The organism is Algoriphagus namhaensis (assembly GCF_042649705.1).
GTDB classification, from domain to species: Bacteria; Bacteroidota; Bacteroidia; order Cytophagales; family Cyclobacteriaceae; genus Algoriphagus; species Algoriphagus namhaensis.
Genome location: NZ_JBHRZS010000007.1, coordinates 995,639 through 1,016,890, shown reverse-complemented (window position 1 = coordinate 1,016,890; position 21,252 = coordinate 995,639). Strand labels below are relative to the sequence as shown.

At 38.8% G+C, this 21,252-nt stretch carries 20 protein-coding genes and 1 pseudogene; 7 read left to right on the top strand and 14 right to left on the bottom strand.

Translation table 11 applies throughout. From position 1 onward, the window contains the following. The first annotated feature begins 22 nt into the window (after positions 1-22). From dcm to ACFOSV_RS12690, 4 genes are read left to right on the top strand one after another with little or no spacing between them, the layout of a single operon-like run. Positions 23-1,312, top strand: a complete 1,290-nt coding sequence (dcm, locus tag ACFOSV_RS12705; RefSeq protein WP_377906388.1) for a DNA cytosine methyltransferase — start codon at positions 23-25, stop codon at positions 1,310-1,312. Further along, positions 1,309-2,463, top strand: a complete 1,155-nt coding sequence (locus tag ACFOSV_RS12700) for a hypothetical protein (protein ID WP_377906387.1) — start codon at positions 1,309-1,311, stop codon at positions 2,461-2,463. The genes dcm and ACFOSV_RS12700 overlap by 4 nt, the downstream gene beginning before the upstream one ends. A 4-nt stretch (positions 2,464-2,467) precedes the next feature. Next, complete coding sequence (locus ACFOSV_RS12695) at positions 2,468-3,001, top strand: hypothetical protein (RefSeq protein WP_377906386.1); 534 nt, start codon at positions 2,468-2,470, stop codon at positions 2,999-3,001. A 10-nt stretch (positions 3,002-3,011) separates the two neighbouring features. Further along, positions 3,012-3,428 carry a hypothetical protein gene (locus tag ACFOSV_RS12690; protein ID WP_377906385.1) on the top strand — a complete coding sequence of 139 codons (417 nt, stop codon included), beginning with the start codon at positions 3,012-3,014 and terminating at the stop codon, positions 3,426-3,428. 13 nt (positions 3,429-3,441) lie between these two features. On the opposite strand, the gene ACFOSV_RS12685 is transcribed toward ACFOSV_RS12690, so the two are convergent. Next, a complete protein-coding gene (locus ACFOSV_RS12685) occupies positions 3,442-3,954 on the bottom strand; it encodes a hypothetical protein (RefSeq protein ID WP_377906384.1) in 513 nt (170 codons plus the stop codon). Between the two features lie 27 nt (positions 3,955-3,981). After that, positions 3,982-4,731, bottom strand: coding sequence for an HNH endonuclease (locus tag ACFOSV_RS12680; protein ID WP_377906383.1), 750 nt, complete (start codon positions 4,729-4,731; stop codon positions 3,982-3,984). 325 nt (positions 4,732-5,056) lie between these two features. Here ACFOSV_RS12680 and ACFOSV_RS12675 point away from each other — a divergent pair, with 325 nt between their 5' ends. Beyond that, positions 5,057-6,163 (top strand): DUF4268 domain-containing protein, encoded by a 1,107-nt coding sequence (locus ACFOSV_RS12675; RefSeq protein WP_377906382.1) that lies wholly within the window; start codon positions 5,057-5,059, stop codon positions 6,161-6,163. Positions 6,164-6,749: 586 nt separating this feature from the next. On the opposite strand, the gene ACFOSV_RS12670 is transcribed toward ACFOSV_RS12675, so the two are convergent. Beyond that, positions 6,750-7,163, bottom strand: a complete 414-nt coding sequence (locus tag ACFOSV_RS12670) for a hypothetical protein (RefSeq protein WP_377906381.1) — start codon at positions 7,161-7,163, stop codon at positions 6,750-6,752. A gap of 372 nt (positions 7,164-7,535) precedes the next feature. On the opposite strand from ACFOSV_RS12670, the gene ACFOSV_RS12665 reads away from it, so the two are divergent. Both ACFOSV_RS12665 and ACFOSV_RS12660 read left to right on the top strand, forming a co-directional pair. Further along, positions 7,536-8,261 (top strand): DUF6090 family protein, encoded by a 726-nt coding sequence (locus ACFOSV_RS12665; protein WP_377906380.1) that lies wholly within the window; start codon positions 7,536-7,538, stop codon positions 8,259-8,261. A gap of 1,357 nt (positions 8,262-9,618) precedes the next feature. Next, on the top strand, positions 9,619-10,530 hold the full coding sequence (locus ACFOSV_RS12660) for a hypothetical protein (RefSeq protein ID WP_377906379.1): 912 nt from the start codon (positions 9,619-9,621) through the stop codon (positions 10,528-10,530). A gap of 861 nt (positions 10,531-11,391) precedes the next feature. Here ACFOSV_RS12660 and tssD read toward each other — a convergent pair. The 11 genes and pseudogenes from tssD to ACFOSV_RS12605 form a co-directional block, all read right to left on the bottom strand. Continuing rightward, positions 11,392-11,868: a type VI secretion system tube protein TssD gene (gene tssD / locus ACFOSV_RS12655; RefSeq protein ID WP_377906378.1), complete on the bottom strand. Its 477-nt coding sequence runs from the start codon at positions 11,866-11,868 to the stop codon at positions 11,392-11,394. Positions 11,869-11,963: 95 nt separating this feature from the next. Next, positions 11,964-13,037: a fatty acid desaturase family protein gene (locus ACFOSV_RS12650; protein WP_377906377.1), complete on the bottom strand. Its 1,074-nt coding sequence runs from the start codon at positions 13,035-13,037 to the stop codon at positions 11,964-11,966. Between the two features lie 72 nt (positions 13,038-13,109). Further along, positions 13,110-13,295 (bottom strand): hypothetical protein, encoded by a 186-nt coding sequence (locus ACFOSV_RS12645; protein ID WP_377906376.1) that lies wholly within the window; start codon positions 13,293-13,295, stop codon positions 13,110-13,112. A gap of 54 nt (positions 13,296-13,349) precedes the next feature. After that, entirely contained in the window at positions 13,350-13,523 is a 174-nt protein-coding gene (locus tag ACFOSV_RS12640) for a hypothetical protein (protein WP_377906375.1), read from the bottom strand. A 487-nt stretch (positions 13,524-14,010) separates the two neighbouring features. After that, positions 14,011-14,118, bottom strand: a pseudogene (locus ACFOSV_RS12635) (GNAT family N-acetyltransferase); the annotation flags it as partial. A 73-nt stretch (positions 14,119-14,191) separates the two neighbouring features. After that, the gene (locus tag ACFOSV_RS12630) at positions 14,192-15,187 is read right to left on the bottom strand and encodes a fasciclin domain-containing protein (protein WP_377906374.1); all 996 of its coding nucleotides are present in this window, start codon (positions 15,185-15,187) and stop codon (positions 14,192-14,194) included. A 297-nt stretch (positions 15,188-15,484) separates the two neighbouring features. Continuing rightward, positions 15,485-15,940 carry a GNAT family N-acetyltransferase gene (locus ACFOSV_RS12625; RefSeq protein WP_377906373.1) on the bottom strand — a complete coding sequence of 152 codons (456 nt, stop codon included), beginning with the start codon at positions 15,938-15,940 and terminating at the stop codon, positions 15,485-15,487. A 112-nt stretch (positions 15,941-16,052) separates the two neighbouring features. Then, positions 16,053-18,266 carry an alpha/beta hydrolase family protein gene (locus ACFOSV_RS12620; RefSeq protein WP_377906372.1) on the bottom strand — a complete coding sequence of 738 codons (2,214 nt, stop codon included), beginning with the start codon at positions 18,264-18,266 and terminating at the stop codon, positions 16,053-16,055. 191 nt (positions 18,267-18,457) lie between these two features. Then, positions 18,458-18,832, bottom strand: coding sequence for a hypothetical protein (locus ACFOSV_RS12615; RefSeq protein WP_377906371.1), 375 nt, complete (start codon positions 18,830-18,832; stop codon positions 18,458-18,460). Positions 18,833-18,844: 12 nt separating this feature from the next. Continuing rightward, positions 18,845-19,447, bottom strand: coding sequence for an aspartyl/asparaginyl beta-hydroxylase domain-containing protein (locus tag ACFOSV_RS12610; RefSeq protein ID WP_377906370.1), 603 nt, complete (start codon positions 19,445-19,447; stop codon positions 18,845-18,847). Between the two features lie 92 nt (positions 19,448-19,539). Further along, entirely contained in the window at positions 19,540-21,222 is a 1,683-nt protein-coding gene (locus tag ACFOSV_RS12605) for an AMP-binding protein (RefSeq protein WP_377906369.1), read from the bottom strand. Positions 21,223-21,252: the final 30 nt, after the last annotated feature.

The following is a 21,252-nucleotide window of genomic DNA, read 5'->3' as shown; positions in this document are numbered from 1 at the left end:
AGGGATTAAAAGTTGCCATTAAGTGTCAGAAGCAAAAATCAGAAAAAGTAAAAGTATAAGTTTGCTTAAAAAAGAAGAAATGAAGTTCAAGGAGGAAATAACTATAGAAAATGTTTTGGGTGAAAAATATAAAATCAGAACAATACAGCCCTTAAACGATGGAGAAGCTGCTTTAACTCATTATTTACATAATTCGGAGAACCCTGAATCCAAATTCTTTAAAACAGAGGCCCTTAACCAAATCAAAAAGTTTTTAGAGAAAAAAGAACCTGATAACTATATAAGCAAGGAGGTCGCTGAAGATGCCTTACAGGGCTTACTTATTGATTTTGAGAACACCGTGCCATTTAAGGCTCCAGAAAAGCCGTCTTTTAAGTTTATAGATTTATTTGCTGGTATAGGAGGCTTTAGACTTGCTCTTCAAAATTTAGGAGGCAAGTGCGTTTTCACCAGCGAATGGGATGAACACGCAAAGAAAACTTATAGTGCAAATTTTGGTGATGTACCTTTTGGAGATATTACAAAACGAATTACAAAAGATTTTATACCAGATGATTTTGATATTTTATGTGGAGGTTTTCCCTGTCAAGCTTTTTCTATTGCAGGATACCAAAAAGGCTTTGAGGATAGCAGAGGTAATTTATTCTTTGATATTGAAAAAATTGCCAGAAAGCATAGACCAAAAGTATTATTCTTAGAGAATGTAAAAAACCTACGCTCTCATGACAAAACAAGAACTTTTGGTAAGATAAAGGAAATGTTAATAGATTTACAGTATGAGGTATATGACGAAGTTTTAAACTCTATGACTCATGCGAATATTCCACAAAACAGAGAAAGAATTTTTATTGTAGCAGTCAATAAGGCATTGGTACCAAATTGGAGAGGATTTAGATTTCCAGAACCAATTCCTTTGACCAGATCTATTCATGATATAATTCAAAATGATCAAATGGATCCTAAGTATTATTATCACCCTGAACATCAATACTTTCAACAGCTAGATGAAACCATGAATAATAATGATACAATCTATCAATGGAGAAGGGTTTATGTTAGAGAGAATAAAAGCAATGTTTGCCCAACCTTAACGGCTAACATGGGTGCTGGTGGACATAATGTTCCAATCATTAGGGATAATTTTGGAATAAGAAAATTAACACCAGAAGAGTGTTTTGGCTTTCAAGGATACCCAATAGACACATACATTCTGCCAAATATTGCAAACAGTCATCTTTACAAACAGGCTGGAAATTCTGTTACAGTTCCCCTTATTCAACGAATTGGGGAGCGAATCTTAGATATCCTATGAGTCTTTTTGCCAAAATAGATTTAGAAAAAAATGGTAATTACATAAGACTAATTAAAGCCGTTGCGAAATTATCCGGCTTATTTAGCGAGAGCGATATCCCATATATAAACTATCGAGTTGCAGAGAATATTTTTTGCAAAAGTTTCAATGCTGAGAATCTATCAAGATCAGATACAGCCTTTGACGCAAAATTTAATGGACGGGGTGTAGGATTAAAAACCTTCACTTGTAAAAGTGGTTCCAGTTCGGAAAAAATTGCTGAATTTAACTCCTTATCAAACGAATTAAGAAACTATTCGGGAAAGAGATTAGCAGAAAAATTATGTGAATATAGAAATCAAAGAATTAAGGTAGCAAAAAGAACCTACGAATTGGATAATGACTTATACCATATAGTGGCAAGGCAACCCGGTTCAATTTCTTTGTTTGAAGATTCCTATAAAGAAATTGATGTATCTAGAATAAAAGATGTACAGCATAAACCAACAGGTTTATCATTTAATGACGAGATTAATTTCTATAATTTCAATTATTCAAAAAGCACTCTTTTTAGAAAATTTCAAATTCCCACCGACGCAATAACTTTTGAAGTAGATGTATTAGACGATCCATTCGAGCTATTACTCAATTTCTTGCCAGAGATGGCAAAAGTTGAAGATAAACCCAAAATAGCGCGAGGAATTAATTATGTGATTTTACCACTGTATGGAAAATCTCGAGGGAGCAAGTTTGTTTTTGAAAAAAGTGGACTGAATCAATGGAATGCGGGAGGAAGAGAACGTGATTTGGATGAAATTTATATACCTATCCCAATTGAAATACACCGGCAATTTCCTGGATTTTTCCCCAACCGAGATCAGACATTTAACCTTTATACACCAACAGGAGATGAACTAGTGGCCAAGGTTTGTCAAGAAAATTCTAAAGCGCTAATGACAAACCCTAACAAGGCGCTTTCGGATTGGCTTTTACGTACTATTTTAGAATTAGAATATGGGGAACTCGCTACTATAGAAAAACTAGAGATTTTGGGTTTTGATAGCGTAATCATAACCAAAAAAAATGATGAAGATTATTCTATAGATATTGCAAAATTTGATGCGTATGAACAATTCATTTCTAATCCAAATTTTAACATTGATGATTTCTAAATAAATGTCCATCGTTGCAATTTCATCAATTCAAAAATACTTTTCACGCGTAGAAACTCCACGATTTTTGAATTCCAAAATTCAAAAATTAGCTTTATCACACCTCAAATTACGTGATGTTGGAGGTTTAAGGGATCGTTTTGAAGGCCAACTGTATCTGGATCAACTTACTGAAGCAATAAGAGCAGAATACGCCTTTGAATCTTTTTTGGGATTAAATTTTGATTGGAAAAAGAGAGAGACTACAGATTATCAAAGATTGACTCAGTTTATTGCCAATAGTAAAATTCAACTAGCAACATTTAATTTAAATAAGCTCCCAACAATCAATGAAATTATTCCAACAGTTCTTGTTTTCTTAAAACCAGATAAATATGCCTACATTGGGCCGATTTTATTTGAAGAACAACTTTCTATAATAAAATGTAAAAATGTTGACCCATTAAATAATAAAACAATAATTAATTTAAATGAATTGAATTTTGAAACCATGAAGTATATAAAAGACTATGATGATTTACTGAATGTTTTGAAATAGATTATAAAAAATGACAAAGGAAACTTTTAAGATAAGTAAAGATTTTTTGGATGAATGCTTAAAAAAATATCCTAATCTCGGTAAAAACTCTCATGTAGGTCAATTGGGAATATTAATGGTAAAGGAATTTTTTAAAAGAAAGTATCCAGGATGTAAATTCGAAGTAAATTCTTCGAAGATTGATTTAAAAGTAATTCTTCTTAATGGAGAAATAAAAAAATATGAAGTCAAATCTACTGTTGATTCAGGTTTAGCATGGTCTAAATTAAAAGTATCAAGTACTCATTGTTACAATGCTTTGCAAGAAGGAATGCCTTTAGTTAGAATCACCAAAATTGGAGAAATTGAAATGGATATATATTTCTTAATTTGTGGAATTGATTTTACTTTAATTCCTGAACCTAGATATTCAGTAAAGAAATTATAATCGGCAGATTAAATTACTTTTTATTTAAAATTGCAGAATCCACATCTGAAATAATTGATAAACAATAATTGATAAAATCGTCATCAACCTCAATTAACGTTTTAATTTCGCTTACATCCCCTTCAAAAAAGAAATCCTGGTTTGGTAATTTAATCACAAATGGAAGGTCTTTACTCTTCTCTACAAGTCTATTGTAACTCCTTCCTTTACCATGCTTAAGTACATTTATAGCATCGAGTGATATCTGTAATTGAGAAACCAACTTATTGTTTCCTATTTCAAGTAGGAATTTTTTACATTCTTTGAATCCATTTTCACATGATAGCTCTTTTTGTAATTCTGCTTCAAACATTGAAAACATACCTGTAACTAGGATAGCTTTTTGCATTTTGAGTGTCTTCAACCCAATGATAAGCGAAGTATTGGCTTTAGTCTGAAGTTCTTCACTGATTTTTAAGTGCCTTCTATTAATATCATGTAAAGTAGAGCTAACTACATTGGAAACTAAATCACTAAATCGATGCATTTGTTAAATTTTAAAAAGGCGAACGATTTAAAAGTTTACCAATTTCCTCAGATCTCCAACATTTAAAATATCCATCCCTCTATGCAACATTCGGTGGCAATTTGAGCATACAAGAGCAAGATCTTCTAATCGAGTTTCTTGAATTCCATTGTATTGATAAAGAGGAATTTGATGATGACACTCAATAAAATTTTTACCTAGATCACCATACTTCACTTGAAAATTGAAATTGCATGCCTCACAGTCAAGTGAGCCATATTTTTTAAAATGCCATGATTTTTTGGCAAGAACCAGCTTTGAATTTCGTTCCTTGTATTTATGTAATTTATATAAAACTCTTCCCTCCTTAAATTCCATTTGATCTTCCTCAACCTCATCTTGAATTTCAAAGAGTTTCAAACTTAGTTCAGTATTTGAAACAGCAGACCTAATGGTATTTGCGATTCTTTTTAACTCAGACTTCCTATTCTGAAATTCAATAAACAATTCCTTATCCAAACGACTAAAAGATTTCATTCCTTTCCCATGATATTCTGGATCAATTGCCAAAAAATTACTGAGTTTTAAGCTTGTCCCATTTGGGTTACGAAATTTGACCTTATCAGGCCTAATTTGAAAAATAGGCAGCTTATTTAAAACTTGGGAGAGTTCAATAATTGCCGGATTTGAATGATTAATTTGTCCAGGTGTTAGTTGAAAATAAAGATCCAAGGCAAGAATTATTTCATCTCGGTGCCATTTTGGGTTTCTCTGGGAGTTTTTTTTTTCTTCAGACATTTCTTAAAACTAACTTTTACCTAAATAAAGGAAATTTTGGTCTTTTACTAAAACTATTTATTCATTTAAGAAAAAAAGGATTTCTTGGTATGTAAAGAAAGAATGTTCAGATTACACTTTTTAGTGATTTATTTGCCCTTATTCGGAATTATCAAGCCCGAACTAAGGGCGAAAACTACAGTTTTCAAGCCTCCGAATCAAGTTTCTTTCCTTAGCATAAAACAATTCAAATCTCTGAAAAATTTAATAGTGTCGTCTCTCTACAATTAATTCCTCCTATCTTAAACCCTAGTGAACGGTAATCTCAATTAGACATTAAGAAATTATGTATAAAGTGAATTTGAAAGAGAACAGCTTAATCCAGCTTGAAAAACGATTTTTCAAGGATTTAAAAATAAGAGAACGACAACATTTACAGGAGTGGATTTCAAAAAATCCTGAAGTCCTAGAAGATGAGCTTTTAATTATTCAAAAAGAATTTGATGGATTTTCAAACACCTCTGAACGACTTGACTTACTTGCTTTAGACAAGGATGGAAACCTAGTTATCATAGAAAACAAATTAGATGATACGGGCAGAGATGTAGTTTGGCAATCACTAAAATATGCTTCTTATTGCTCAACATTGACCATCCCACAAATCCTTGAAATATTTCAAAAATACTTAGATAAACAAGGAAATCACGAAAATGCTAAAACCAAAATATTAGAATTTCTGGATGTCGATGAAAATAATCTAGTCCTAAATCAGAATGATCAACGAGTATTTCTTGTAGCAAACAGTTTTCGAAAGGAAGTTACTGCAACGGTGCTTTGGCTACGAGAGCATGACATAGATATACAATGTTTTAGGGCTGTTCCTTATTCCCTCGGTGAGGATGTGTTTTTACAAGTAGAACAAATAATTCCTTTGCCTGAGACAAAAGACTTCATTATAAACATTCGGGAAAAGGAAAAAGAAGAGAAAGAAATTTCAAAAAAGGTCAAGGAGACAAATCAGTATCTAATAGAATTTTGGCAGAATTTAAAAGATCTACTCCAATCTAATAATCTACATTATTTGGATAACGTTTCTGCTTCATCTCGGTGGTATTTAGGTTTTGGACGAGGCAAAGGAAATTTCAATTATTGCATCGGCTCAAAATTTTTTAGAGTTGAACTTTATTTTCCAGGGGATTCAGAGAAGATTTATTTCAACAGAATGCTGGAATATAAAGCTCAAATTGAAAGTTGCTTTCCTAGCGAAATAATTTGGCAAGAATTAAAAGGAAAAAAAGCCACAAGAATAAAATTTGAAATGCCAAAAGCAACGCATGACGCTCTTCCTGGAAAATGGGGTGACAAAGAAAGAGAGATTGAAGTTCATAAGTGGTTTTTAACCTCAATGGACAAATTTTATAATTGTTTATCTCCTTTTTTAGACAATTTATAAAATTGAAATCTATGCCCTACAAGCCCACTTCAGTATAAATTTTTATCAATGCCTTTTGTTTTTTAGAAATCCCTCCATCCCCACCTCCCATCTACTTTTCTCTATTAATCTTCAGAACGATCCCCTTTAAGTTTTAAACAACTATAAAGAACTTCAGAACAACTGTGGAGAGGCTCTGAACGACTATCTCCAGGTTCAGAACGAGTATTTCGAGATGCAGAACGATTATGGAGAGGTTCAGAAGGAGTATGGAGAGGTCCGGAACGACTATCTCGAGGTTCAGAACGGGTATTTAGAGGATCTGAACGGGTATGGAGAGCTTCAGAACGACTATCTCGAGGTTCAGAACGAGTATGGAGGGGTTCGGAACCAGTATTGAGAGGTTCAGAACGGGTATTTAGAGGTTTAGAACGAGTATGGAGAGGTTCAGAATGACTATATCGTGGTTAAGAACGACTATTTAGAGGTTCAGAACGGGTATGGAGAGTAGGTATCCTCAAAAGCTGAATCACGATCCAAGACCACAAAAAAATACCGTCTGCTTAGCAAGCAGACGGTATTTGATTTACACTAGATTGGAGAAGAATCAATCCTCTTCTTCTTCATCATTGTCCCTTCTGGGCCTTTGTTCGTACCGCACCTTTAGATCTTCATAGATCGGCTTGGCATTGGGTACGTCCATTTTCACACCCATCTGTACCGACGCATAGTAGGCATTGGATGGTTTCATCAGATCTGCTCCCAGCAGCAGCACGGTGTCATTCAGATTACTCACAATCTGATTGAGCGCGTTGTAGCAAGGATTTAGGTCATGATGCGCCTTCCAGTCTCGCTGCATTTCTGGTTCCTCAGCAAATGCCGGCAGAAATTCGGGATTGGAAACAGCGTACTCCAGTACTTTCTCCACGAAAGGTTTGGAGGACTCACCCATTTTAAATAGCGTTTTGCGCTGCTTGGGAGTGAGTGCGATCAGATACGGGCTCAGCTTAGCCTGTAACACAGCGATGGCGTCTTTTACCGCCTGGAGATCCGCCTTTGGGATCTCGATGGAAACCTTGTTTTCCATAACAAAAAGTAGTTTAAGTGAAAAATAATTTAAAACAGTACTAAAAGTTAAGGGAGTTATTTTGAATAAACAAGGTTTAGGTAAATATTTTTTTATGTAAGGGTTTTATTTGTAGGGGGTTATGGATTTGAAGAGTTTAATTTAGTTTGTTTTCACTTGCCTTCTATCAAGGCAAAGCTTCTTTATCCCGATCCTCTTCATACTATGAGATAAGCCCATGAAAGCTTATCTTTCTATTGATGTAAGAATAAGTCACAGTACTTCTATTGCTTTTCTCTGTTGAATCAATTTCCAAAGCCCTCAGCTATGCTCCAATTTTTTAGAAAAATCCGTCAGAAATTACTCCTTCAAAATAAATTCACCAGGTATCTGATCTATGGGGTTGGGGAGATTGTTTTGGTGGTGATTGGGATTTTGCTGGCTTTGGCCATTAATGGCTGGAATGAGGATCGAAAGACAATCATCAAGGAACAGCAAATACTCAAAGCAATCAGTTTGAATCTGAGCAAAAATGTGGAAGTGTTTGAGCAAAATATGAGCCTCCAATCCGATTATATCAATCAAATCGACATTCTTCTAGATCATCTCGAAAATGGAAAACCCTATGAGGATAGCTTGGGACATTATTTTAGACGATTGATTTACCTCGAACAAGTAACAGTCAACACCTCAGCCTATGAAACGCTAAAATCATTGGGTTTTGAGCTTATTCAATCCGAAACCTTACGATCTGAGATCATCGATTTATTTGGATACAATTACCCAAATAGCTCAAATTTGGTCAGGGATGTCTCACTTCAGAGTTATGCAGAAAAAGCTAGTGAAATGAAAAAAAATTTTAGGGTGAGTCTGGATCGGGCCCAGGCCGTACCTCTCGATTATGTCGCCTTGCAAAAAGATCTGGAGTTTATAAATTATATCTATCAACTCAGAGGCTGGAAGCTTAGCGTCATCGACGTGAATTTACAGTTGTTAGATCCCACGAAAGCCTTATTGAAGAATATCAATGATTATTTAGACCAGCCGATTTAGGTTTTGGATCAGGGTATTTTAAGGGGGAAGTAAGGTTAGTAGTTTGCTTATTTGTCCTTTTGCCTTGATGCAGGGCTGAGCGTTAAAAATTGATTCAGTGAATCAATTTAGCGAAGAGCCAGGTTGNACGCCGGCCCGCTGCCATGACCTCCCGCCCGCAGATTCCAATTGATAAAAGTGCTATACATGTTTTCGGTTTAAGACCAAATTGCGATCCGAATGACCGCCCTTAAAATCCCTGGTTTTGACGGACTGGTGCGAAGCGTGAAGAAATTCACTTAGTCCCAAACTTGCTTTGGGAATCCAGTGAATTTTAGCGGCGAACCATTCCGGAAAAATCAAATTGGTACAATTTGAAAGGGAGTTTACGGCGAAGGCTTTTGGTTACTTTTGGCCTCAAAAGTGACAATAGCTCTTTTTTTTAATGTGCTTTTGGCTTGACCCAAAAGCACCAAAAGGTCAAGTCATGGCAAAGCTTCTCCCCGCTGGGCCTACGCCGGCCCGCTGCCATGACCTCCCGCCCGCAGATTCCAATTGATAAAAGTGCTATACATGTTTTCGGTTTAAGACCAAATTGCGATCCGAATGACCGCCCTTAAAATCCCTGGTTTTGACGGACTGGGGCGAAGCGTGAAGAAATTCACTTAGTCCCAAACTTGCTTCGGGAATCCAGTGTATTTTAGCGGAAAACCATTCCGGAAAAATCAAATTGGCACAATTTGAAAGGGAGTTTACGGCGAAGGCTTTTGGTTACTTTTGGCCTCAAAAGTGACAATAGCTCTTTTTTTAATGTGCTTTTGGCTTGAACTAGGGCTAAGCGTTAAAAATTGATTCAGTGAATCAATTTAGCGAAGAGCCAGGCTGAGCGGGAGAGAAAAAATCAAGTCATGGTCCCGATAGCTATCGGGACTTCCTCCCTCAAGACCCACGCCGGCCAGCTGCCATTACAGCCTCCCCGCAGATTTCAATTCATAATAGTGCTAAAACGGTTTTGCTTCCGTCATTTCGACCGGAGGGAGAAATCTCATCAAACCTGGTAGTAAACTCAAATAGATTGCCACGCCTTCCTAGCGTCAGGCTCGCAATGACGTAAGACCAAAACAGATTGCCACGCCTTCGTGCCTCAGGCTCCCCGAAATAATCGGGACAGGCGCAATTACGATAAAATGAAAAGACTGCTTCCTTTGGTAGTTGACACTAAACGGCCTGTGAGATTTGGAGAAAATACGGCAAATGCCCTATTCCAAAATTTCGAAAAAAATAGTAAAATGAAAATCTTAAATAAATCCTTCGGCTGAAAGCACCTCAACTCGAAGATTTGAAACGGTGCAAGGTCGATCATCACAAAACCCAAACAATGATGAATCACTCAACATCTACCCATTTTAGTCCCCGCGGGTTGGTTTTAGGATTAGTTTTCTTCCTACTCTGCACCCTATCCAACGCTCAGCAACTTTATTTGGATGGTGAAAAAGCCATGAAAAATATTGATGAATTAAAAGTAGCTCAGTTTACGGTTTCTTTTATGACTTCAGAGTTTAAATCCGCTTCAACTCAGTCTAGAGATAACTTCGCTGGAGCAAAGTCCGCTCTGCAAGTAAACACAACAGGTCTCACACAAGAGCTAATGCAAAAGATCACAGATGACGCCTATGCAGACTTTATAGCAAAGGCTGAGGCAAAAGGCCTTCCTGTGAGTAAGTTTGATGGATATGAAAACTATCCAGAATCAATGAAGAGGTATTATCCATCTACTGGAAATTTTAAAGAGGACTGTGACCATTACCAAGCCTATGGAAAGCTGACCAGCATCACGGTCTCAGCCAATGGTGATCCTTGTATGTGCAATGACCAACTCCCCTTATTGGGAATTGCGGCTAAAGAATCTGATTCACAACCCATCAGTATCTCCTACCTTCTAGGATCAGGCTATTTAGCAGCTAAAGCAATGGTGGATGAGAATGATTTTTTAGGGAAAATCTACAATCAAACCGATGTGACCTTCTATCCAGCACTACAAGTATGGTGGAGATCGGGAGCAGATATCTATCTTTCCAAAGCAAAAAAAGCTGAAATCAAGATTAATGAACATATCGGTGCGGAGGGTCCAGCAGGAGAGTTAACCGTTTCTGACCAAACAGATCTCGGAAGTTACAACCGTGCTACCCTTACTCTCGCCATTGATGAACAGAAGTACTATTCAGATGCAATGCAAGTTCTTAAAGAGGCAAATAGTAGATTGATCAATGCTATGGCAGATGCTAAATAATTAATTAGACAAAGGGTACTTGCAAGCTTAAAGGCCAGAATACCCTTCTAATGCCATTTCAGTGAATCAATTGAGCGAAGAGCCAGGTTGAGCGGGGGGGATTTGACAATAGGGAATTTAAACTTTAAAATTAATAAATGGAAAATGAGGGAGAGCAGTGATGTAATTCAAATCGTCATTGCGAGCGGAGCGAAGCAATCTGTCCAATATTAGTAGTCACCTCAAACAGATTGCGACGCCTTCGTGCCTCAGGATCGCTATGACGTAAGACCGGAACAGATTACCACGCCTTCCTAACGTCAGGATCGCAATGACGGTAAATTATAGGACTGCTACCTTTGGTAGATGACACTAACCGCCCTTAAAATCCCTGGTTTTGACGGACTGGGGCAAAGCGTGAAAAAATTCACTTAGTCCCGAACTTGCTTCGGGAATCCAGTGAATTTTAGCGGAGAACCATTCCGGAAAAATCAAATTGGTACAATTTGAAAGGGAGTTTACGGCGAAGGCTTTTGGTTACTTTTGGCCTCAAAAGTGACAATAGCTCTTTTTTTAATGTGCTTTTGGCTTGACCCAAAAGCACCAAAAGGTCAAGTCATGGCAAAGCTTCCTCGCACAAGGCCCACGCCGGCCCGCTGCCATGACAACCTCCCCGCAGATTCCAATTTAAAGTTGTGCCTAACCGGTTCGGCCTACGTCATTGCGAGCGGAGCGAAGCAATCTGTTTAGTGTTAGTAGTCACCTCAAACAGATTGCCGCACCTTCCTAGCGCCAGGCTCCCCGAAATAATCGGGACAGGCGCAAGGTCGGCACAAAGACGAGCAAGATCGATGAGGCTTTTAAACTTTGAACTCAAAAAATCTACGCCCCAATATCTACTCGGCTGGCGGTTTCTAGGCTAGGATCGGCAAAGATCCACTTGATCTCCATATAGGCAAATGAAACCTCCTCAATTGTTGCCAGAGGTGAAAGCAGAGGATTTGCTAATTGCTGCTTGATGGAGGTAATTCTGGCGTTTTCTAGTTCCACAGTATAAAACAGCTCCAAGGTTCCCTGATGAGCGGTCTTGTAATATTCAAGCTTAAGGAGATTGATCCGGTCGTTTGTATGCCAAGAGTCATAGAGCAGCACACTTGCTTTGTCTACCCCCTTTGAGATGGTAAATGCTCCATGTTGATTTCTACTTCTTGCGCGTCGACCTGAAAGTGTAGCATCTGTGGAGACTTCATGGGAGGTGGAAAAAACTTCAATTAGATCTTCAAATCCGGCTTGGGTAACCGAGCCTTCGATTCTTCCATTTCGTCCACTTTCCAGAGTTAAAAATAATTGTTGTGACATGACTTATGAGTTTTAGACTGAATATAAGAAATCCCAACCAATTATAAGTTAACTGATTGAGATTCAATTCTATCCAAGGGAAAGCAGCTTTGCTCCTATGCCCTGCCTAATTGCCGTAGCATCTTGACATGATCTCCCAGTGCGGAGAAAAAGGTCGGGTTTACCAAGTAAGGGATTTTGAATTCTTTTGCAGTTTGTGACACGATCTTGGAGATTTTTCTATAGTGTACATGACTGATATTGGGAAACAAATGATGCTCCACTTGGAAGTTTAACCCTCCGATCAACCAAGAGAAAATTCGGCTTTTTGGAGCATAATTACTGGTAGTTGCCAGTTGATGGGTAACCCAAGAGTCCGAAATAATTCCCTCTTCGTCAGCCTGTGGAAAAGAAGTCTCCTCCAGAATATGTGCCGTCTGAAATACCAAACTGATCAAAAGTCCGGTGACAAAATGCATGGACAAAAAGGCCAACACAATAATCCAAGCTGATAATGGCACCATAATCAAAGGCAAAACCAAGGCATAGGAGTAATAGAGCACTTTCCATCCGGAAATTTTCATCAGCACCTTTTTAAAATCCCCCTTTAATAAGCCCATTTTTCGGTATCGAAGCGCTCTGACAAAGTCTTTGGTAGTGATCCACGAGATCGTAGACAAACCGTAGAAAAACCAGATATAGAAGTGCTGGAATCTATGAATCCAATAGCGCTTAGCATTCGGAGAAAAACGCAAGAAGAACGGAGCATTGATATCATCATCTCCATGATCAATATTGGTATAGGTATGGTGAAGAACGTTATGTTGCACTCTCCACACACTCGCATTGGCACCAATCAGATTCATGGTGTAGCCTAGATATTTGTTGACTGTTGGGTTTTTGGAATAAGATCCGTGAATGGCATCGTGCATGACGCCCATTCCTATCCCTGCCATTCCCAGCCCACTCAGGATATACAAGGTGAAGAGTAGCCAGACACTACTGACCAGTCCCGAGCCTATAAAGCCCAGTGGAATGAAGAATAAGGAGAGCATAAAAATGGTTTTGATAACCATCGGACGTCCTCCATACTTTTTGGTCTGGCTGACCTTAAAGTGATCGTTTACTCTCTTATGGAGAGTTTTTGAGAATTCAGCATTCGCTGATTTTTTGAATTTAATATGTTTCATTAGGGTGTAGGTTAAAGCTTATCCTACCCTATCCTAAGGAAGCATAGTTGTTTTCAAAGCTGTTATATCTTTTCAATAAGTTTGCAGTTCGGCAAAAATCGACTCGAGTTCATCTCTTGATTTTTCTAGTTTCAAAGAGAGTCGCTCCATCATTCGCTCCCGCTCCCCTTCCTGGTATTCAAAATCTAAATCCAGTAGGTTTGAGAACCGTCGTTTGAGCATTACTTTTTGTTCACGCCAACTTCTTGTAATTTTCATAAGGTTGTTTTTACTGTAATTGGAGCTAGGGCTTATCCTCACTCCAAGTGAGTTTCAATGAATTATTTCGCGTTCGAATAGCGCCAATTCCTTCTTGTTTGGGTCATCTGAGAAGGTGCAGTAGTAGATATTTGCATAGTACTTTCTCACCAGCATTTTCACAGTTGGGGCGACTTTGGTGAAAACGGTTTGGCCGATTTTGAAATGCTGATCTTCAGGATTACTCATGAGGAGCTTGGGTTTACCCCAGGACAGTTTGTCCCGGTATTAAGAGAACAGCGTTAGGCACACTTTAATTCATATTTTATTGATTTTCAATAATTTAAATAGTATTCATTAAAAGTAATACACTAAAAAGTGGACTGAGAGACTTAGAAGTGGGTAAATGGGGAGGACCGAGCGTTAAGAATTTGTCCAGTGGACAAATTTAGCGAGGGGCCAGGATGGAGGGAGGTGGAAGGAGGAATTTAAAATTTGGGAATGGAGAATGAGAGAGAGCAGTATTCGAATCGGTACAGTCATTTCGACCGTAGGGAGAAATCTGTTCATTGTTAGTAGTAAACTCAAACAGATTTCCACGCCTTCGTACCTCAGGCTCCCCGAAATAATCGGGACAGACGCAATGACGGCATTAATCCAAATAGCTCGCCATAGCTTTTTAAACTTTAAACTCTTAAACTTTAAAATATTTAACCTTCAACCTTTAACCCTTAACTCAAACCCTCACCATCTCTATATGAGGAATATAATCCTCCAGATACTCCTCTCCTTCTGCCACAAAACCTAAGGAGGTGTAAAAGCCCTTCGCATAAACTTGGGTTCTTAGATCTAAAGAGCTTTTCTAAACAAAAAAGCCTGTGAATTACTTCACAGGCTTTACACTTTGGTTGGTGAAATTAAAGAGGTGTTAAGACCTTATTGATTATGTGGATAACACCATTGGATGCCACAACATCTACATCTGTAATTTCTGCAGGATTATTATTTTCATCTAATAATGAAGGGTTGCTCGCCAAAACAGTTACCAATCCACCTTGGCTCATGGTGATCTGACCATCAACCAAGTCAGTGGAAAGGACTGTACCACCATCGAATAAATGATATCTTAATCTATTTTCAACTATAGCTGCCCTTCCAAAAATTTCAATGGAGTTTCGGATGATTTCTTCTGACAAATTAACAGCGTCGAACGCAGCGTCATCTGGAGCGAATAGGGTTGCATTTGATAGGGCAGCTAAATCAGCTTGAAGTGCAGGTAATAAGTTTATGGCAAAATTTAATCTTGAAAAACGTGGATCAAATTCAATAATCTCCAAGATCGATGGGTCTGCTGGAGGACCGATCGGACCTAATAAAACTTTGTCAATTCCATGAATCACTCCATTTCTAGCCTTTTTATCCGTCAAAACAATGTTTGCATCATTGACCATTGGACCATTGACCAGACTAATCTCAACAGATTCTCCAGAAAGCGTAGGTACCATTCCATTGGTCAAGTCGGCTTCGAAAACGGAACCTGAGATGACATGATACAAGAGGATATCTGACAATCCCTCCAAATCACCGATATTGCCTGGATTCAAATCTAACTCAGCGAATGCTGCGTCATTTGGAGCAAAAACTGTAAGTTCTTCTTGTGCAAATACAGAATTAAGCCCTGATTTGGCCAAAGCAGCATTGAAAGTCGCATAGGTGTTTCCAGCACTTTTTCTAAAATTCTCCGACCCCGTATTGTCCCCATTTTCCATAGTTTTCAAAATTTCAGGAATGGAATTCAGATTACTCTGTAAATCTGGAGAATTGGGCTCTTCCATACCGGAACAAGACGCAATTGCGAATGAAAGGAGAAACACAAAAAGTCCTTTCCAGTGAAAATTCTTTGGTGAAAGCATAAATTTAAATTAAAGGTTAAGGATGATTTGAAATAAAACCTTTTAGTTTTCAAAAGGTTCACTCATTTTGAGACATATTCTTCTGACTTTACTTTTAAGGGTTTTCTAAAAGTATGCAATTTTCAAAAAAGAAGAAATGTTAGTCAATGAAAATAAATCTAAGCCAGAAGGTTGATCAGTAATAAAAATCGATTGAGTTTTATTATCGTACTATTTTTTTGCTATTGCTATGGAAGTTAAAAATACTAAGGTAAAATCGGGCAATCGATATGACTCTAGGCTCAAGAGGAATAGTTCCTAAATTGCTTTCCTCCGAACCATCTCAATATGCGGAATATTATCCTCCAAATACTCCTCTCCTTCTGCTACAAAACCTAAGGAGGCGTAAAAGTCCTTCGCATAAACTTGGGCACTAAGTCGAATGGGGCCATTACCCCAGATTTCAGTACAATATCGAATGGCAAGTTCCATCAACTCTTTTCCTAAGCCCTTGCCCCGATGAGATTTGGCACTGATCACGCGGCCTATTGCTGTTTCTTTGTAAGACAATCCTGCCGGAACCAATCTACTGTATCCAAGCAACTGATCCCCTTCATATAGCATCACATGAAAGCACTTTTGGTCTTTGTTGTCTAGGTCTTGATACGGGCAATCTTGCTCCACTACGAATACCTCAGCACGCAGCCGAAGAATGGCGTAAAGCTCATCCAGGGTAAGTTCTTGAAAGGATTTTAAGCTATGTCGAAGCTTCATACTATTGTGAATTTTTTCTTGTTAGATTTTTCTTTTACCGCAAAGAATAACGCAAAGGAATAGTGACTCCCAAATCCCTAATTCCTTTAATCTATTCCCCAATTTTAAATTCTCAATTCTCTAAATCTTCAGTTTCCTCTTTGTTAAACTGCGTTTCATAAAAATCAAAAATACGGCTCCACTGATCCAGATAATCACTTTCATCACTTGCCCAGCCGGCGCCATGGCCTCCGTTCATATAGTTTACCCAGATTACCTCTTTTCCTAATCTTCTCATGGCGTAATACATTTCTCGAGAGTTTGTACCTGGAACATTCCAGTCACCCTCACCAGTCAGGATCAAATGTGGAGTTTTAATTCGGTCGGCATGAAGAACCGCCGTCGTAGCAAAGTATTTCAACGGATCATCCCATAGGGAACCTCCAATTCGGTCTTGGCCTACTTCAGCAGCCGCATAATTACGAGTTCCTATTTTAGGGCTATCACCCAAGAAACTGATGATATTGACTTTTCCAGAAATATTGATGGCTGCGGCAAATCGATCCGTTTGGGTGATTAGAAGAGAAGCTGCATAGCCGCCGTAACTCACGCCGTGAACGCCGACTTTATCATTGTCCACTTTTCCCTCTTCCACCAGCATATTAATCGCCGAAGTAATGCCTTTGACCCAAGCTTCCCCAGGATATCCAATCTCTAAATCAACCGATGGTCTCAGTCCAAAATAACCCTTACTGGTTACTACATTCATATTTCGATTGAATCCATTTGAATAAAAAGTCTCATAAATCTCACAGACCAAAGGATACGTTTTAGTAGAATCGTAATCCACAGGATAGTATAAAATTCCTTTCAATTCCTTTCCGTCTACATCACGATAGCTGATCAATTCGGATCGGGTAAGCTTTTTTTCACTGATCCAAGGGTTCAGATCGGTCAAGGCTTTCATAGATGAAAATTCGGCATCTGTGACCATCACATTATCTGGCATATTTCCGTCTGAGAAATTTAGCGTGACAATGCTTCCATCATCTGAAAAATTGAGATTAGAATAAAGATTACCATCAATTAAGAGGTCTTCCATCTCCTTGTTTTCTAGATCAAAGCGCTGAAATCCTCTCTCCCATTTTTCTGTGCTGGAATAGCTAAAATAGAGGTAACGCTGATCCTGAGACCAATTCACCAGCCGTAAATCGTAGGTTTTATCTTTTTCCTCGGGAATTTCTAGAATCATTTCAAGGCCTTCCCCACCGGCATCTGCAATCCAATAGCCTTTATCCGAGCTGAGCATCAATTGATCTTCTTGTGGACTCCAAGCCTCAATAGAAAATTTTACTTCCTTTTTCTTTTCTTCATCCGAATAGGCCTTTCCTTTGGTCCAATTCCTTACTTCCTCATCGCCTAGGACTTGAAAGTAAACATAGCCCGAGTCTACCCAGGCATACTTGGTTTTGCTTTCGCTCCACTCATAGGAGCGTCTTTTTTCATTTCTTGGATAAATATTCTTGGCCGAATCCAGCGTATTCAAGTCCAAATAAGACACCTGAAACTCTGTACCGGTATTTCTTTCGTAAGAAGTCTTTAATGGAAATCGCTCCTCAAAAATCAAATATTGCCCATCCTTACTCACTTCTAATCCCCCATAATTGGACTCTTCCAAAAGCTTCTCTGCCTTTCCATTGGAAATTGCAACTCGATGAACTTCAGTTAGACTATTGGTATTTCTAATTTCCTCCCACTTCAGAAAAGGTTTGGATCCATCATAGACCACAGTTGGGCCTTTTGTGGCTTCCTTATAAAGTGCCATGGCTCGATCCATCCAATCTGATTTTCGAGTATGCACCAGGAGGGATTTGCCATCAGCCGTCCATGCAAGATTGGCATCAGCGAGTAAGGGGTTTCCTGATACTGTAACTTCTTTAAGCTTTTTCTTGCCTGTATCGTAAATCATCAGCCGTAGCTTTCCTCCTTTTTCCTCTAAAAAAGCAAGCTCAGTACTATTGGGAGACCAAGTTAAAGAGGTCACTTGTGCAATCTGATCAAAAGGTCTAAGCTCAGCTCCATTTTCAGTGTTAATGATCACTAGTTCACCACCTCGTACATTGAGGTAGCTAGGATCTTGAAATCTAAAATGATCCGTACCGAAACGAGATCGCCCATCCATGATCAGTCCAGCTAGGTGACTTCCATCAGGTGAAAGCACCTGACCCGTTAAGCTCTTGACATTTATCGCATCCTCGCTCGTGAAGAGGGTTTGTTGCGCTAGTGAAACAGATAAGGTTCCCAAAAGGAAAAAGAAGGAAAAAGTAATGCGTATAGAATTTTTCATGTCTTAATTTTTGATCAAAACAAGATAGACCATTTTTTCAATAAGCTCATTGCAATATCAATAGGTTGACAATTGATTGGGATAAGAGGCGGTATCTAGTCGAAATAAATTGAGCACAAAAAAAGCGCATCAGAAAACCAATGCGCCATTCATTATAAGAGTAGACCTTAGCTAGATCTTATTGGAAGTTTTTAGACTCCGCAAGTGAAGTTGGCTCCTCTCCAAATAATGGTTTCATCTTCAATAGAAGCTGGATCAATTCCACCTGTTCCTAAGAAGCCTAAAACCTGTCCATCGCAAGCATAAACCACGAAAACCGAGCCGCAGCTAATGCAGCAGTTCTTCTCTATGATGACACTCTGACCCTGATAGACCCCAGCGGATAAATAGATATCAGAACCATTTCCAGCCTGGTTGATTTGAGCGGTTTTCTGTGCAAGCCAGGTCAACTCAAGTACAGGATCATACACCCCGCAGATCAGCAAAGGGCCTATATCCTCATCTCTACAAGAAGATATTGAAAGCAAAGCAAGCAGAGCAGAAAAAGCTATTAGTTTAAATTTCATAAAATTTAGGTTTTAACCAATTGATTTATAGATCAGATCCACTATCCACTTATTTGGAATCAAATCGATTGTTAAATTTATTCTTTCTGAATTTCCTTCATTTATGACCTTATGTGGGTCATTTAATTTTAAATACCAACATTCCCCAGGCTTCATATCAACAAGCCTTCCATTCAGAATAAATTGACACTCCGGATTATGTGTAACTGGAATTGTTAAGCGAATCATTGACTTTTCTTCTTCAAGAGCCAAAGTTGGATCTGTGTGCTCCTTTACAACAGAATTCCCAGATAGTCTAAGAATTCGAACTAGGTTTACGGTAGTGTGCTGTTTGAATGTATTTACAACTTCATTTATATAAGGACATCCTTGAAAAGTTTTTGTATCCATCCACTCAGTCCAAGAACCATCGGCATAGTCTCCAACTGGTGCCGGAAAAGGTAAGCTTGTATCAACCAAATACGCCGGTGCTCGCAGTGGAAGCACGTCGTAATATTCAAAGGTCTCTAAATTTAGTTTGCGAATTTCTTCTAAAATTTTATTTGAGTCGAATACAATGGGCAATTTGACACGGTCTATTTCAAAAATTCTTTTCTTTTCTAATGGACTCAACATTGATTAAAATTTAAAATGAAAAATCTATTTAAGTAGAATTTATACAAGAACAAAAAACAAAGCCACAACTAGTGTCGTGGCTTATACTCTACTTACTTCCCTCCTTGCGCAATATGGTTTTCTTTGATAATTCTCCGCAAAATTTTACCCACGTTTGATTTGGGTAATTCATTGGTGAAGTACACTTCTCTAGGCACTTTATAATTGGTCAAGGACTCTCTACAATGAGAAATAATATCCTTATCGGTTAGGTTGTTATCATTTTTCACCACATAGGCCACCACTTTCTCGGTTGTTTTGTCATCCGGCATTCCAATCACACCCACTTCTAGCACACCTGGACAAGAGGCAACGGCGTCTTCCACCTCATTTGGATAAACATTAAAGCCGGAAACCAGAATCATTTCCTTTTTTCTATCCACAATTTTAACGAATCCATCAGCATCCATGATACCGATATCCCCTGATTTAAACCATTCTCCATGCATCACATTGGCTGTCTCCTCAGGTCTATTCCAATAGCCCTTCATCACTTGAGGTCCTTTGATCAGAATCTCACCTCTTTCTCCAAGTGGCAATGGATTCCCTTCATCATCAGCGATCATCACCTCAGTATTGGGTACAGGGAGCCCAATCGTTCCGATTCGCTCCGTACCATCAATTGGATTACATACTGCTACAGGAGAGGTTTCGGTAAGTCCATAGCCTTCGGCCAAAGGAGTTCCTGTCACAGAATTCCATTTTTCAGCTGTTGATTTCTGCACTGCCATGCCTCCTCCCACTGCCACTTTCAGAGCAGAGAAGTCTAGATTTTTGAAATCTGGGTTATTCAAAAGGCCATTGAACAGGGTATTTACACCAGTAAACACCGAAAACTTGTGCTTACTTAATTCCTTCACAAAGCCCGGCATATCCCGAGGATTGGTGATCAAGACGTTTTTGGCCCCAATTTTCAGCATGCAGAGACAGTTTACCGTCAATGCAAAAATGTGGTATAAAGGAAGCGCTGTGATCATGATTTCCTCACGCTCTTTCAGTTTGGGCTTCATCCAAGCAGAGATTTGCTGCATGTTGGCCACAATATTGCCATGCGTGAGTTCGGCGCCCTTGGATACCCCAGTAGTTCCACCGGTGTATTGTAGGTAGGCCGCATCATCTAAAGTGAGCTTTTCCTCTCTTAATTTGTGTTTTTGGCCTTTGGCCAAAGCCTGCTTGAAGGAAACCGCGCTTGGAATAGAAAAGGCAGGAACCATTTTCTTCACGTGCTTCACCACAAGGTTCACGATAGTTCCTTTCAGTCCACCAAGCATATCTCCCAATTCTGTTACGACCACATGCTTGGCATTGATCTCCGGAAGGATGGCCTCAAGATGATTGGCAAAATTGGCTACGATCACCACCACATCAGCGCCTGAGTCATTAAACTGATGCTTCATCTCCTTTGGTGTGTAAAGGGGATTGGTATTCACCACCACCATACCGGCCCGAAGTACTCCAAACATCGCTACTGGATATTGAAGGATATTGGGCATTTGGAGGGCCACTCTCGCACCTTTCTTAAGCTTCAGCTCATGCTGCAGATAAGCACCAAACTGGGCACTCATTTCATCCAATTGCCGAAAACTGATGCTTTTTCCCATACATTCAAAAGCAGGTAAATCACCATACTTTTGGATGCTTTCATTAAAAAAATCTGAAATATTTGAATAGGCCGTAACGTCTACATTATTTGGAACGGATGCCGGATAGTGGGCATACCAGCTATGGTCTTTCATTAGGTTGGTCTTTTGGGTGTAAATTGGCTC